The organism is Micropruina glycogenica (assembly GCF_900289045.1).
In the GTDB taxonomy this organism is placed as follows: domain Bacteria; phylum Actinomycetota; class Actinomycetes; order Propionibacteriales; family Propionibacteriaceae; genus Micropruina; species Micropruina glycogenica.
Genome location: NZ_LT985188.1, coordinates 59,092 through 72,731, shown reverse-complemented (window position 1 = coordinate 72,731; position 13,640 = coordinate 59,092). Strand labels below are relative to the sequence as shown.

13 protein-coding genes are annotated in these 13,640 nt (G+C 64.9%); 8 read left to right on the top strand and 5 right to left on the bottom strand.

Annotated features, from left to right (window positions below):
• Positions 1 to 61 precede the first annotated feature (61 nt).
• The 3 genes from MPLG2_RS00320 to MPLG2_RS00310 are packed head-to-tail and all read left to right on the top strand — an operon-like array spanning position 62 to position 3,500.
• Positions 62 to 1,123 (top strand): glycosyltransferase WbsX family protein, encoded by a 1,062-nt coding sequence (locus tag MPLG2_RS00320; protein ID WP_105184416.1) that lies wholly within the window; start codon positions 62 to 64, stop codon positions 1,121 to 1,123.
• Positions 1,124 to 1,134: 11 nt separating this feature from the next.
• Positions 1,135 to 2,169, top strand: coding sequence for a glycosyltransferase family 4 protein (locus MPLG2_RS00315; RefSeq protein WP_105184415.1), 1,035 nt, complete (start codon positions 1,135 to 1,137; stop codon positions 2,167 to 2,169).
• Positions 2,166 to 3,500 (top strand): glycoside hydrolase family 1 protein, encoded by a 1,335-nt coding sequence (locus MPLG2_RS00310; RefSeq protein ID WP_197710020.1) that lies wholly within the window; start codon positions 2,166 to 2,168, stop codon positions 3,498 to 3,500. Before MPLG2_RS00315 ends, MPLG2_RS00310 begins: the two co-directional genes overlap by 4 nt.
• Before the next feature lie 58 nt (positions 3,501 to 3,558).
• Here the strand turns inward: MPLG2_RS00310 and MPLG2_RS00305 are convergent, their stop codons facing one another.
• The 4 genes from MPLG2_RS00305 to MPLG2_RS00290 form a co-directional block, all read right to left on the bottom strand.
• Positions 3,559 to 3,876, bottom strand: a complete 318-nt coding sequence (locus tag MPLG2_RS00305) for an acyltransferase family protein (protein ID WP_158680729.1) — start codon at positions 3,874 to 3,876, stop codon at positions 3,559 to 3,561.
• A gap of 101 nt (positions 3,877 to 3,977) precedes the next feature.
• Positions 3,978 to 4,838 (bottom strand): acyltransferase family protein, encoded by an 861-nt coding sequence (locus tag MPLG2_RS00300; protein WP_105184413.1) that lies wholly within the window; start codon positions 4,836 to 4,838, stop codon positions 3,978 to 3,980.
• Between the two features lie 123 nt (positions 4,839 to 4,961).
• Positions 4,962 to 6,476, bottom strand: coding sequence for a DUF1996 domain-containing protein (locus MPLG2_RS00295; RefSeq protein ID WP_105184412.1), 1,515 nt, complete (start codon positions 6,474 to 6,476; stop codon positions 4,962 to 4,964).
• A 168-nt stretch (positions 6,477 to 6,644) separates the two neighbouring features.
• Entirely contained in the window at positions 6,645 to 7,391 is a 747-nt protein-coding gene (locus MPLG2_RS00290; RefSeq protein WP_105184411.1) for a DUF4012 domain-containing protein, read from the bottom strand.
• A 591-nt stretch (positions 7,392 to 7,982) separates the two neighbouring features.
• On the opposite strand from MPLG2_RS00290, the gene MPLG2_RS00285 reads away from it, so the two are divergent.
• The 3 genes from MPLG2_RS00285 to MPLG2_RS00275 all read left to right on the top strand — a co-directional run bounded on the left by MPLG2_RS00285 (position 7,983) and on the right by MPLG2_RS00275 (position 10,138).
• On the top strand, positions 7,983 to 9,386 hold the full coding sequence (locus MPLG2_RS00285; RefSeq protein WP_105184410.1) for a glycoside-pentoside-hexuronide (GPH):cation symporter: 1,404 nt from the start codon (positions 7,983 to 7,985) through the stop codon (positions 9,384 to 9,386).
• A gap of 114 nt (positions 9,387 to 9,500) precedes the next feature.
• Positions 9,501 to 9,764 (top strand): hypothetical protein, encoded by a 264-nt coding sequence (locus tag MPLG2_RS00280; protein ID WP_105184409.1) that lies wholly within the window; start codon positions 9,501 to 9,503, stop codon positions 9,762 to 9,764.
• Positions 9,761 to 10,138, top strand: a complete 378-nt coding sequence (locus tag MPLG2_RS00275) for a type II toxin-antitoxin system VapC family toxin (protein ID WP_105184408.1) — start codon at positions 9,761 to 9,763, stop codon at positions 10,136 to 10,138. Before MPLG2_RS00280 ends, MPLG2_RS00275 begins: the two co-directional genes overlap by 4 nt.
• Positions 10,139 to 10,233: 95 nt before the next feature.
• Here MPLG2_RS00275 and rfbA read toward each other — a convergent pair whose 3' ends face one another.
• Positions 10,234 to 11,094 carry a glucose-1-phosphate thymidylyltransferase RfbA gene (gene rfbA / locus MPLG2_RS00270; protein WP_105184407.1) on the bottom strand — a complete coding sequence of 287 codons (861 nt, stop codon included), beginning with the start codon at positions 11,092 to 11,094 and terminating at the stop codon, positions 10,234 to 10,236.
• A 55-nt stretch (positions 11,095 to 11,149) separates the two neighbouring features.
• On the opposite strand from rfbA, the gene rfbB reads away from it, so the two are divergent.
• On the top strand, positions 11,150 to 12,148 hold the full coding sequence (gene rfbB, locus MPLG2_RS00265; protein ID WP_105184406.1) for a dTDP-glucose 4,6-dehydratase: 999 nt from the start codon (positions 11,150 to 11,152) through the stop codon (positions 12,146 to 12,148).
• Complete coding sequence (locus tag MPLG2_RS00260) at positions 12,145 to 13,530, top strand: sugar nucleotide-binding protein (protein WP_105184405.1); 1,386 nt, start codon at positions 12,145 to 12,147, stop codon at positions 13,528 to 13,530. Before rfbB ends, MPLG2_RS00260 begins: the two co-directional genes overlap by 4 nt.
• Positions 13,531 to 13,640: the final 110 nt, after the last annotated feature.

Here is a 13,640-nt window from a genome sequence, read left to right as displayed (position 1 = left end):
TTGGGCGCCCCCCACGGGGCCGTTACGATAGAGCCGGCCGGAACTCAAGACGGGAGACCACGTGGACCCGAAGGCGCGGGCGATCGCGTTCTACCTCCCTCAGTATTTTCCCATTCCCGAGAACGACGAGTGGTGGGGTCCCGGATTCACCGAGTGGACCAATGCAGCGCGCGCCCGGCGGCTGTTTCCGGGTCATCGACAACCCAACCTGCCCTCGGAACTGGGCTTCTACGACCTTCGCGTCCCCGAGACCCGTCAGGCGCAGAGCGACCTCGCCAGAGAGTTCGGGGTCGCGGCGTTCGCCTATTGGCACTATTGGTTCGGTCACGGCACCCGGATCTTGGAGCGGCCCTTCATGGAGGTGCTGGCGGCCGGCTCGCCGGAAATCTCGTTCTGCCTGGCCTGGGCCAATCAGACCTGGAGCGGCATCTGGCACGGCGCTCGCGACCGCATTCTGCGTGAGCAGTTGTACCCAGGACCCGAGGACGACCGTCGTCACTTCGACACGGTGCTGGCCGCCTTCCGCGACGAGCGCTACCTGCGAGTGAACGACCGTCCCGTGTTCTATGTCTTTCGCCCAGAAGACCTTCCCAACACCGCGGAGTTCGTCGACCGGTGGCAGCGCATGGCGCGGGAGGCGGGCCTGCCTGGACTGTATCTGGTGGGTGAGATGAGCGACATGCATGGCAACGTGCGCTACGCAGACGGCGACGCGGACGGGTTCGATGCCAGCGTGTACATGCGTCTTCCTGCGGTGCGATCCAAGGCCGGCATGCTCCGAATGCGTGCCATTCGCAAGGTTCTCGGCGGTCCGGAGATCTTCGACTACAACGACCACGTCGCCGGCGATTCCATCACCGGCCCCCACATCCAGCCGTGTGTGTACCCCAATTGGGACAACACCCCGCGCTCCGGACGTGGAGGTGTGGTGCTGCGGGATGCAACCCCGGCGAAGTTCCGCCGCAACGTCGAAGAGGCGATCGCGACCATCGCCGACCGTCCGTTCGCCGAGCGGCTGTTGTGGATCAAGTCCTGGAACGAGTGGGCCGAGGGGAACCATCTGGAACCCGACCTGATCAACGGACGAGCGTGGCTCCAGGCTTTGAGGGACGGATTGCAGTAGTGAGCGACCCAATGCGCATTGCCATGATTTCCTACTACCTGCCCAGCGGCAGCAAGATCGGCGTGGGGTATCAGGTCCACGAGCTCGCCAACGAGTTCGTCCGCCGCGGTCACCACGTCGACGTGTTCAGTGAGTGTGGCCCCATGGAGGGGGCGCTGTACGCCCTGCGACGACTGCATTTGTCCGGCCCTCTTCGCACCTTCCGGTTCGCCACCAACTTGCGAAGGGTGGATTTCGGCTCCTACGACGTGCTGCACGCGCACGGAGACGACTACTGGCTGTGGCGTCGCCGTGTCCCTCGGCACGTCCGCACCTTGCACGGCTCGTGCTTCGAGGAGGCACTGCGGATCAAGGGTGTCAAAGAGAAGGCGCGAATGATCCTGCTCGGCTTCTCCGAGGTGCTGGCGAGCCTTGTGGCCGATGTGACCGTGGCCGTTTCACCGGCCACCCTGCGGTGGACGCCCTGGGTCACGCACGTCATTCCCAATGGAGTCGACACCAGTCGGTTTCATCCATCTGTTGGCAGGCGGAACGAGCATCCGACGGTGCTCTTCGTCGGCACCTGGGGTGGCCGGAAGCGGGGATCCGACCTGGCACGCTTGTTCAGCGAGCAGGTGCGCCCTGCCGTTCCCGACGCAGAACTGCTCATGGTCACGCAGGACGCCCCGAGCGACCTGGGCGACGGCGTCACCGTACTCGGTCGGCTCAGCGACGAAGAGCTCGCCGATGCCTACGCACGCGCCTGGGTGTTCTGCCTGCCTTCCACCTACGAAGGGTTCGGCATCCCGTACGCGGAGGCGATGGCGTCGGGTGTCCCCGTGCTTGCCACCCCCAACATCGGCGCCCGCTACGTCACCGATGAGGGCCGTTACGGGGTGTTGGCAGATCTGGAGCAGTTGGGGTCAGAACTGTGTGCGTTGCTGCCGGATCCAGCCCGACTCGACGACCTGGGCAAGGCCAGCCTGGAACGGTCGCGCGAGTTCTCGCTGAGCAGCGTCGCCGACCGTTACGAGGAGCTTTACCGGGCCGAACGCGGGCAGCGTTGAACAGCCTTCGAGATGATCACGCTGAGCGTGCCAGATCGCAGGTGGGAGGTCGGCACGCATTCACGCTGGACCGCTGCGAGCTGGGCGTCGCGACGGCCGCCACCCAGATCGAGGGCGGCCATGCTGCGACCAACTGGCACCGGTGGTCTGAACAACCTGGCCGAATCAAGGATGGCTCCGGCCCCTGGCGCGCAAACGACCACTGGAACCGGGTCGGCCAAGATCAGGCGCTTTTGCGCGAACTCAACGTGCAGCACTACCGGATGGGCCTGGAATGGGCTCGCGTGGAGCCACGTCCCGGCGAGTTCGACGATGCGGCCATTGAACACTACCGAGACGAACTGGGTGGGCTGGTCGACGCAGGGATCAAACCCCTGGTCACCCTGCATCACTTCAACAACCCGGTGTGGTTTGAGGACGCCGGCGGATTTCTCCACCGCGAAGCGACTGGGGCTTTGCAGCGCTACACCCAACGCATGGTCGGCGCCTTGGGCGACCTGTGCGACGAGTGGATCACCATCAACGAGCCCAACATCTACGCGACCCACGCGTACTACTTCGGCCTCTGGCCGCCCGGAGAACGATCACTGAAGACGCTCACCCACGTGTACACCAATCTGGCGGCGGCACACATCGACGCCTACAAGCTGATCCACGAGATGCAGCCCGATGCACGTGTCGGGGTCGCCCAGCACCTGCGCGTTTTTCGCCCAAGGATCGCCTGGCATCCTGGCCATTGGGCGTCCGCACAGATGATGGAGTGGCTGTTCCAGCGGGTCATCACCAAGGCGATGTGCAGGGGACGGTTCCTGGCTCCGCTGTCCCAGCCCGCAGGCGTCCATCCGGGTACGTACTACGATTTTCACGGCATCAACTACTACTCGCGCAGCACCGTCAGTCGACTCGCCGATGGTGTCGGCGCCGATGTGGCGATCAACGATCTCGGCTGGGAGATCTACCCGCAGGGGCTGATCGAGGTGGCCACGTGGCTGCACGGAACTCACCCCGGCCCTCTGTACGTCACCGAGAACGGCACCGCCAACTCCGACGACGGCTTCCGTAGCCGCTTCATCCATGAGCACTTGGCCGAGATCGCGGCGTCCGACCTGCCGATCGAGCGTTACTACCACTGGAGCTTCATCGACAACTGGGAGTGGCTCGAGGGCGAGTCCGCCCGGTTCGGCCTGATCCGGCTCGACTACGAGACACAGGAGCGAACAATGCGCGAGTCGGGCCGGTTCTTCGCCGAGATAGCAGCCAACCGCGGAGTGACCGAAGAGATGTATCAGCGTTTTGTTGCCCACCAGATCTACACGCGCAACACTCGTTGAGCCGAGGCTCATGGCCGCATGAGCCTGCGAATGCCAGGTGTTGCAGGGCCCCGGGGAGCTACCGGGTATTCAGGCCGCCCACCAGAATCGCAGCACCGACCACCGTGACGATCAGGGCGGCTCCGAACAGGTATGTCCGAGGCAGGCTTGCCACCAAGACGGGCGCCTTACGGAATGGGTCTTCGACCCAACGCTTGCTTGCTAACGCGATCCCCAGCGCCAAAGCGACCAGGAGCAGCCTGGTGAGCGCAGGAATGTCAGAGCCCAGGATCACGACAGCGAATACGTAGATCGGCAGGTGCCACAGGTACAGCGAGTATGAGGCGTCACCCACGGCCTGGACGGCCCGGTTGCGCCAGAGCAGACCGGGACTCATGGGGTCCCCGTCGCTATCCGCCAGGATCACCATGGCGCTGCCCACGATCGCCATCGGTGTGTTGAGGAGCGGGAGGTCTGGCCCCACCGCAGCGATCAACACTAGGAGATTCCCACCCAGGCTCGGATCACGCGGGCACGTGGGCCTGCGACAAAGCGTTTGTGCACCCCCCTCACCACCAACACCGCCGTCAGGCCGCCAGCGGCTAGCTCCCACAACCTGGCTTGCGTGCCGTAGTAGGAGTAATCCAGCCAACCGAGGGACGGCACCCACCCTCTGATAGCCAAACTGCCGTACGCCTGCAGCCCGAATGAGATCACGATCAGGCCACCCACCAGCAGGGCAAGCCACCGAAGCGGTTCTCCCCTCCGACGAGCCAGAATGAACCCGGTCGCGATGAGGATTGGCCAGATGAGGTAGAACTGCTCCTCGACGGACAGTGACCAGAAGTGCTGAATGGGCGGGCTGACCGCTGCCCCATGGCTGATGTCCCACTGGATTGCCCAATTCTCAACGTATAGTGACGCCGCGACTGCATGTCGCGCTGATGCCCGCGCCGCCTCGCCCGGGGTGAGGACTGCTGCCAAGGCAAGACACGCCAGCAGCACCACCGTTGCCGCCGGTAGGAGGCGCCTGATGCGCCTTCCCCAAAACTGCGCGAACTCCCGCTTGCTCAGCGGTGGTCTTCCGATGAGGTGCAGTGTGATCAGGTATCCAGACACAACAAAGAAGACGTCGACACCCAGGTGGCCGCCCTCAAAGTGCGGCGTCCAGAAGTGGTGCACCACGACCAGAATGACCGCCATAGCCCGCAGCCCCTGAATGTCAGCCCGCACTCCGCCCGCCAGGCGTGGCCACAGGACCGGCGGCGATACAGCCGACTGGATCGCGTTCGTCTGGGCGCTGTGAGGGCCAGGGTCGCCCAACGCGCCCTCGTCCCCCGACCGAGTCCGATCACTCATCGCCAGCAGTGTGACAGACCGGGCGCTGGCCCGGAAACGCCGTCCGTACGCAACAGCGCCCGGAGCCGCCCCAAAGTAACTCTGGGACGCCTCCGGGCGCACTGTCAGCGACGGCCGGTGGGCTCAGACGGCCTTCAGGCCGTTGCTGGGCTGAGCCCAGGACGGGAACCAGATCGGACCGATCGAGCGCGAAGTCCGCGTCAGACTTGCGTAGCCCGCCTTGGAACCGGTCACTCTGACCGAGATGTAGTTGCCCTGATCTGCCCAGGACAAGTCGTACGTCGAGGCGGTCTCACCGGCAATCGGTGAGCCGTTGCGCAACCACTGGTAGGTGAAGCTCACCGGCGCCGGCTGCCAGTTGCCCACGTCCACGCCAATCCTGAGAATGCTGTTGCCCAATGCTTTGAGCTGAGGGGTGCTGCCCGTCAACGTGCCCAGAGTGGGGGTGGTAGTAGGCGTCGCAGTAGCGGTCGGACTTGCCGTGGGTGAAGTCCGGGTCGGGGTCGGCGAGACCGACGGGGTTGGGGTCGCAGTCGGTGACATCGTCATGGACGGCGAGGGAGTCGCTGACGCCGTCGGCGACATCGTCATAGACGTCGAAGGAGTCGCTGACGCCGTCGGCGACATCGTCATAGACGTCGAGGCAGTCGCTGACGCCGTCGGCGACATCGTCATGGACGGCATCGGGGTCGGGCTGGTGACTGGAGGTTCGACGCCGGTGTACTGCGCGTCGATCTGAGCCTGAGTGACCGGACCCACAGGGATATCGGTGTAGTTGAAGATGTTGCAGTCGAAGGCCACGTTAATGCACTGTTTGACCAGGTTTGCCGCCGGCCGCGGCTGCCACATCGACATCACATCGCCATGGAAGCTGTACGGTCCGCCGCTGGCCCAACTGAAACTTGAACCACTGCCGTTGACGCCGTAGAACCAGGCTTCGAACGTGAGCTGCGCGATTTTCACCGGGTGATCGGACGGGCACGTGTTGCCACTACCGCTCGAGTAGGCCATGTGCGATTTGTGATCGGCTGAATCGAGATACTTGCCGTCCCAGCAGTCGGGGAACTGCAGCTTCGCGACCAGCGTTTCGTCGGAGTCACAACTGGGGAACTGCGACGACGCCTTACCCTGGCTGCCCGTGTCCACCGTGTTGGCGCAGAAGTACAGCACCTCGGACTGAGCGGAGGTGGCGTGCATGTCGCCGGCGATGATCTTCAGCCCGCGGGGCCAGGCCTGATCGACAGGCTCGCCGTCCGGGCCGCCGGCACGCTTGTAGTAGGCGCGCAACTGGATGCTGCCGTCGTCCCGGTAAACCTGCTGACCGTCCTTGTACAAGGTCGGGATCCAGTAGGCCGAAAGATCGATCCCGTCGTAGTAACTGCCACACTGTGACGAGGTGGCGGCGGAGAGCGAACTGGCCGTGGTGTTTTCGTTGACGCCTTTGGCGCCGAAGAATGAGTGCATGTGCGACATTCCCGCTTGACCCGGGAACACGATCGGATCGTTCTTGGCAATTCCGGTTGGATAACACGTGACCACGAACGAGGGTTCCATCGCCGCCGACGCAGGCGTCTGGACGACAATCAAACCGGTGGCTACGAGAATCGAAGCTAACAAAAACCTGAGAGCAGTCCTCATGGGGACCTCCTGAATACAAGGTCGACTGTTGGCGACGACAGCCGGGAGGTGGCGGCTGAAGGCCTTGGTTCGGACCAGAGTGGGGGGACACTTCCTGAGAAACACTAAGGGTGCTCTTGGGTGAGGTCAAATCCGTCCACGTGCTGAGCAGTGCCCGGACTAGCGGTGTCAGAGCAGCACGACTCCGGCCAGGTAACTCACTCCCATGGTGCCGAGGCCGACCACCAGTGAACGGATCAGCATTCGCATACCCGAGAGCCGTCCGATCCGACCGAACACCAACGACGTGAGCGTCAAGGACACGACGACCGCCGCCTTTCTGTCATCGCCCCTAGGTGCATGTTCGATCTCCACGGCATAACTGAGCCGCTCGACGACGTTGGCCGCTGTGAGCGGGTCGTCCACCTCGGGCACCTTGATCGCGCCGAACACCGTGAGCAGGTCGCGAATCGTGGGCAGGTCGATGGCGATCACGCCGTCGATCGCGGGCTGGCGAGGGGTGAAAGCATCCCACAGCTCAACCATGGTCTTTCCCGTGGACGGAAAGTCCAGCCACCAGTTGCCGAGAATGAAGTGCAGGCGCTTCTTGTTCATGCCTTCGGGCACAGGCAGGCCGCTGCGGTCCTTGGGCAGCTTGTAGGCGTCCTCGAACTTCTCCAGGCGAAACCCCGAGGACCCCATGGAGATCAGGCCATAGGTTCCGATGAACCCACCGGAGGGGGCGAAGTTGGGCGTTGTTCTGTGCAAGCACCAGAAACCGGTGGTCAGCCGAGAACAGGTAGCGCTCGAGTTCGAGCAAGGCCTCGGCGCGCCCAAGAAGAGGCCGCATCGGCTCCAAGATCCCCTGCGCCTCGCGGACCGCGTCGGCCAGCGGGGGGACGAGTGCTGCGTCCGACAGTCCTTCGGCGCGGTCATTGACGGAAACGACTGACTGCAGCGCCGCCTCTAGGTGCGGGTGCGCAGCTCTGATCACCTGGGTGAGCCGATCACTTCCGGACGATGAAGGGACCGAGACAAGAATCGTGCTGATTTCGGCGCCGGCGGACGATCCTTCGAACCCGATGGTGGTGAGATCGTCGGCTGCGGCCAGTTGCCGACCCACCCACGGAATGCTTTGCAACCAGCCTGGCCCGAGCAGCTCTCGGGCCTGGCCGAACTCGTCCTTCGCCTTCTGGAAAGATGCCAGAGCGCTCGCCGCGTCTTGTGCATCCAGACTCTTCAAGGCTGCCGACGCGTCGGCTTTGCCCGACTTCGCCAATGCCTGGAACTTCCTGCGCCTGCCGGTAGCCCCAGACGGCCAAAGCGACGAATGCGCACGCCACGACCGCGATTGCGATCCACACCCCCCAGCGCTTCACCCTGTCCACCACAGCGACGAACGCAATTGGCAGATCGCGTGGTGGCAACAGCGTCGCTGCAGGCGCCGGGTGTCGTCCGCGCCGGCCGCCCTCACCGCCTGCCAATGGTGGGTTGGGCACGGGTTGTCGCACGTCCTACCCTGAGCCCATGACGCCCTCCCCCGGCTCGCCGGACGCCCTGTTCGCGCGCAATCGCTGGACCTTCGGCATCGGCACCCTGGGCCGCGACATGGTCTACGCGCTGGTCAGCCTCTATCTGATCTTTTTTCTGACCGAGGTGCTGAACGCGTCCGACACGTTCATGTGGTGGGCGGGTTGGCTGATCCTGGCCGCCCGGTTGTTCGACGCGGTGATGGACATCGTGATGGGGTCGATCGTCGACAACACCCGCAGCCGCTGGGGGCACTACAAGCCGTGGATCCTTGCCGGCGCTCTGGCCTCGTCGGTCTGCACGGTGCTGCTGTTCACCGACCTGCACCTGCCGGACGCCGCCTACGTCGCCGTCTTCGCGCTGCTGTACCTACTGTGGGGGCTCACCTGGACGATGAACGACATTCCGTACTGGTCACTGCTTCCCGCGTTGACCCTCGACCAGCAGCAGCGTGAGCGGATCGGCGCACTCGCCAAGATCTTCAGCACCATCGGTCTGTTCAGCGTGGTGGTGGCCATCCTTCCGGTGACCAAGGGGCTGGGCAACGACACCCGCGCCTGGCTGCTGTTCACCGCGGGCGTGGTGGTGATCATGCTGGCCGGGCAGGCGGTGACCCTGATCGGCGTCCGAGAGCCGAAGCTGGCCGTCGAGCAGCCCAAGGTCACCCTGCGGGAGCTGTGGTCGGTGGTGGTGGGCAACGACCAGCTGCTGTGGACGGCGATCTCGATGGTGCTGTTCATGACCGGCTATGTCACCACGACGTCGTTCGGCACCTACTTCTTCAAGTACGCCTACCGGGACGAGAACATGTACACCCCGTTCGGCGCCGTGCTGGGCGTCGCCCAGCTGACCGGCTTTCTGATCTTTCCGCTGTTCCGGCGACGGTTCAGCCGGCGCACTCTGTACACCGCCGCCACCGGGTCGATCGTGGCCGGCTACGTGCTGTTCTTCTTCTCACCGATGAACATGATCTGGATCGGCATCGCCGGGCTGATGCTGTTCGTCGGACAGGCGTTCGTGGTGCTGCTGATGCTGGTGTTCATCACCGACTGCATCGAGTACGGGCACTGGAAGCTCGGCCGCCGTAACGCCGCGGTGACCTTCGCGTTGCAGCCGTTCATCAACAAGGTCGGCGCCGCACTGGCCACGCAGATCGTGAGCGTGGTGGTGATCGTGTCGGGGATCAACTCGGCGCCGACACCCGACGACGTGAGCGCGAACGGGTTGTTGCTGATGCGGATGGCGATGCTGGTGCTGCCGTTGATCCTGATCGTGGCCGGTTATCTGATCTACCGGGCCAAGTACCGCATCGACGAGGCTTTCTACGCGCGAATCGTCGCTGACTTGCGGGAGCGCGGTCAGCTGACCACCGACCAGGGCGTCGGAGAGCAGGCCCGCTGACGAGATCCCGGCGTTCGCCGGAATGACGGGTCGGGTCATTCCGGCGAATGCCGGAATCTCCTGGTCGCAATCCAGCGGGTGTACCACCGAAGTGTCCGGTGGTACACTCACCCCATGCCGACCAACCTCGGGCGCATTCAGGTCACTCAGACGCCGCCCGTCGCGGCGGCCCTCAAAGTCGCCGAGCTGGAGTGGCCGGACGTCCCTCGCGCCGAGCAGATCACCCGCCTGCTGACTGCCGGCGCTGAAGCTGTCCGGGCCTCCCGCGCGGAGCGTGCAGCTGCCCGACGTTTGGTGTTGAACGAAACCCGGGGAAGCCTTCGCTCTGCTTATCCCAGAGACTATCTGGACGATCTGCGGCAGGACTGGGCGGAATGATCGTGCTGGACGCGAGCGTGCTGATCGCCCATCTCGCGAACGACGATATCCATGGCTCGGAGGCGTTCGAGATTCTCGACACGGAGGAGGAGTTGGCCATCCACCCGTTCACCCTCGCCGAGTGCTTGGTGGGTCCGGCTCGCTTGGGACGCGAGGAGGAGGCGTTGGCGATCATCGAACGGCTCGCCGTCGAGCAGGTGGCGGTGCCGACAGGTCAATCGCTCGCACTCGCACGGCTGCGAGCATCCACCCGGCTGAAGTTGCCCGATTGCTGCGTGCTGGCCGCGGTCCTGGAAACATCTGCCAGGGTGGCCACCTTCGACGCGGCGCTCGCGGACGCGGCAAAGCAGTTGGGCATCGCTGTTGCGGCGTAAATCCCGGCCTTCGCCGGGATGACGGGCGGGACGGTTTTCGTCATTCCCGCGCACGCCGGGATCTCGGTCTCGACAGGCTGTGAGACCAGCGGCGGTCAGGACAGCAGGGACGCCAGGTAGTCCCCGTACCCCGACTTGGCCAGAGCCTGCGCGCGTTGTGCGAGTCCCTCGTCGCTCAGGAAGCCCTGCCGCCAGGCGGCCTCTTCGGGGCAGCCCACCTGCAGGCCCTGCCGCGCCTGAATGGTGCGAACGAAGTTGCTGGCGTCGTTGAGCGAGTCGAAGGTGCCGGTGTCCAGCCAGGCGGTGCCCCGGGGAAGGATGGAGACCTGCAGCCGGCGGTCCTCCAGATAGACCCGGTTCACGTCGGTGATCTCGTACTCGCCGCGGGCGGACGGCGCCAGCTCGCTGGCGATGTCGACCACGTCCGAGCCGTAGAAGTAGAGCCCGGGCACCGCGTAGTGCGACTTGGGTAGCGCAGGCTTCTCCTCGATCGACACCGCGAGCCCGGCCGCGTCCAGCTCGACCACGCCGTACGCGGTCGGGTTCGCGACCCAGTAGCCGAAGATCACGCCGCCGTCGATGTCGTTGAACCGGGTGAGCTGGTGACCAAGACCCTGCCCGTAGAAGATGTTGTCGCCGAGCACCAGGCAGCACGATTCGCCACCGAGAAACTCCGCGCCGATGGTGAACGCCTGGGCCAACCCCTTCGGCTCGGGCTGCACCGCGTAGCTGATCGAAATGCCGAACTGAGAACCGTCGCCAAGCAGCCGCTTGAAGGAGTCCTGCTCGTGGGGGGTATTGATCACCAGCACCTCGGAAATACCCGCAAAGATCAGCGTCGACAACGGGTAATAGATCATCGGCTTGTCGTACACGGGCACCAGCTGCTTGCTGCTGCCCATCGTGATCGGATGCAGCCGGGTTCCTGAGCCCCCTGCCAGAATGATGCCGCGCATGCGCGGCATTGTTCCACGGCCGAACGACCGTCCGCGAACCAATAGGATCACCACCATGTCTTCGCTTCTCGTCACAGGCGGGGCCGGGTTCATCGGCAGCAACTTCGTGCGGCACGTACTGGCCACCACCGATCACAACGTCACCGTGCTCGACGCCATCACCTACGCTGGCAACGCGGCCTCGTTGGACGGGCTGCCCGAAGACAGGTTCCGGCTGGTGGTCGGGTCGGTGTGCGACGCCGACCTGGTGAACGACCTGGTCGCCGACCACGACGTCACGGTGCACTTCGCCGCCGAATCGCACAACGACAACTCGCTCAACGACCCGTCGCCGTTCATCCAGACCAACCTGGTCGGCACCTACGAGCTGCTGCAGGCCGTCCGCCGCCACGACAAGCGCTACCACCACATCTCGACCGACGAGGTGTACAGCGACCTCGAACTGGACGATCCGGCGAAGTTCACCGAGAACACGCCCTACAACCCCTCCAGCCCCTACTCGTCAACGAAGGCGGGCTCCGACCTGTTGGTGCGGGCGTGGGTGCGCAGCTTCGGCGTGCAGGCCACGATCAGCAACTGCTCGAACAACTACGGGCCCTACCAGCACGTCGAGAAGTTCATTCCGCGCCAGATCACCGGCCTGATCGACGGCGTTCGGCCCAAGCTGTACGGAGCGGGTGAGAACGTGCGCGACTGGATTCACGTCGACGACCACAACTCGGCGGTGCTGCGCATCATCGACGACGGCGTGATCGGCGAGACCTACCTGATCGGCGCCGACGGCGAGATGAACAACAAGTCGGTCATCGAGTTGATCCTCGAACTGATGGACCAGCCGACCGACGCCTACGACCACGTCAACGACCGGCCGGGTCACGACATGCGCTACGCCATCGACGCCACCCGACTGCGCACCGAACTCGGCTGGACGCCCACCTACCGCGACTTCCGCTCGGGCCTGGCCGCCACCATCGACTGGTACCGCGCCAACGAAGACTGGTGGCGTCCGATGAAAGCCGCCACAGAGGCCAAGTACGCGAAGACCGGCCAGTGAGCGGGCTCACCGTGCGGCAGACCCCCATCGAGGGCCTGCTGGTGTTCGACATTCCCCTGCACGGCGACGCCCGGGGCTGGTTCAAAGAGAACTGGCAGCGGGCCAAGATGCTCGAGTTGGGCCTGCCCGACTTCGGCCCGGTACAGAACAACATGTCGTTCAACGCCGCCGCCGGTTCGACCCGTGGCCTGCATGCCGAGCCGTGGGACAAGATGATCTCACTGGCCAACGGACGCATCTTCGGCGCCTGGGTCGACCTGCGCCCGGGCGACGGCTTCGGCACCGTGTTCACTCTCGAACTCGGCCCCGAAACGGCGGTGTTCGTGCCGCGAGGGGTCGCCAACGGCTATCAGGCACTCGCCCCCGACACGGTCTACAGCTACCTGGTCAACGAACATTGGAGCCCGGATGCCCGCGGCTCGTACACCTACCTGAACCTGGCTGACGAGACCGTTGCGATCGACTGGCCCATTCCGCTGTCGCAAGCGGAGATCTCGGCCGCGGACGCCGCCCACCCGCGACTCGCGGACGTCACGCCGATGGCGCCCAAGCGCACCGTGGTCGTGGGCTGCAAAGGCCAACTCGGCCGTGCCCTGACGGCCCTGTTGCCCGGCTCCCTCGGCCTCGACCTGCCCGAGTTCGACCTGCGCGACCCGGCCGCGATCGCGTCGGTGCCGTGGGGGCAGGTGGGCACGATCATCAACGCCGCCGCCTACACCTCCGTCGACGCCGCCGAGACCCACGAGGGACGCCGCGCGTGCTGGGACGTCAATGTCGCCTGCCTGAGTCGGCTGGTTGAGGTGGCCCGCCAGCATCGGATCCCACTTGTCCACGTCTCCACCGACTACGTGTTCGACGGCACCGCAGAGACCCACACCGAGCACGAGGCGTTCAGCCCGCTGGGCGTCTACGGCCAGACCAAGGCCGCGGGTGACGCCCTAGTGGCGACGCTCCCCCGGCACTGGATCGTGCGCACCTCATGGGTCATCGGCGACGGCAACAACTTCGTGCGCACCATGGCGAATTTGGCCGACAAAGGCGTCAAACCCAGCGTGGTCGGTGACCAGTACGGACGACTGACCTTCACCACCGACCTGGCGGCCGGCATCGTGCACCTGATCAGCACCAACGCTCCGGGAGGCACCTACAACCTGACCAACACCGGCCCCACCCAGAGCTGGGCCGACATCGCCAAGCGGGTCTTCGAACTGCGTGGACGCTCCGCCGACGACGTCACCGAGGTGACCACCGCGGAGTACTTCGCCGACAAGCCGGGCATGGCGCCCCGCCCCACCCACAGCACCCTGGCACTGAGCAAACTCGCCGAAGCCGGCTTCGAGCCGGCGAACGCCGACGATCGGCTGCGCGAGTACTTGGGCTAAGTGACCCCTACCACCTCGGTCCCGTAGTCCCACCCAGGGGTGACCCGCGGAACCGCGCGGCCCGCCTACTATGGATGGCTGAGCGCACACGCAGTGGGGGGAGATCAGTC

Coding starts and splice junctions, on each gene's coding strand:
- MPLG2_RS00315 (WP_105184415.1), top strand. CDS start 1,135: ATGCGCATTGCCATGATTTCCTACTACCTGCCCAGCGGCAGCAAGATC.
- MPLG2_RS00305 (WP_158680729.1), bottom strand. CDS start 3,876: ATGAGTCCCGGTCTGCTCTGGCGCAACCGGGCCGTCCAGGCCGTGGGT.
- MPLG2_RS00300 (WP_105184413.1), bottom strand. CDS start 4,838: ATGAGTGATCGGACTCGGTCGGGGGACGAGGGCGCGTTGGGCGACCCT.
- MPLG2_RS00295 (WP_105184412.1), bottom strand. CDS start 6,476: ATGAGGACTGCTCTCAGGTTTTTGTTAGCTTCGATTCTCGTAGCCACC.
- MPLG2_RS00290 (WP_105184411.1), bottom strand. CDS start 7,391: ATGACCGCGCCGAAGGACTGTCGGACGCAGCACTCGTCCCCCCGCTGG.
- MPLG2_RS00285 (WP_105184410.1), top strand. CDS start 7,983: ATGACGCCCTCCCCCGGCTCGCCGGACGCCCTGTTCGCGCGCAATCGC.
- MPLG2_RS00280 (WP_105184409.1), top strand. CDS start 9,501: ATGCCGACCAACCTCGGGCGCATTCAGGTCACTCAGACGCCGCCCGTC.
- MPLG2_RS00275 (WP_105184408.1), top strand. CDS start 9,761: ATGATCGTGCTGGACGCGAGCGTGCTGATCGCCCATCTCGCGAACGAC.
- rfbA (WP_105184407.1), bottom strand. CDS start 11,094: ATGCGCGGCATCATTCTGGCAGGGGGCTCAGGAACCCGGCTGCATCCG.
- rfbB (WP_105184406.1), top strand. CDS start 11,150: ATGTCTTCGCTTCTCGTCACAGGCGGGGCCGGGTTCATCGGCAGCAAC.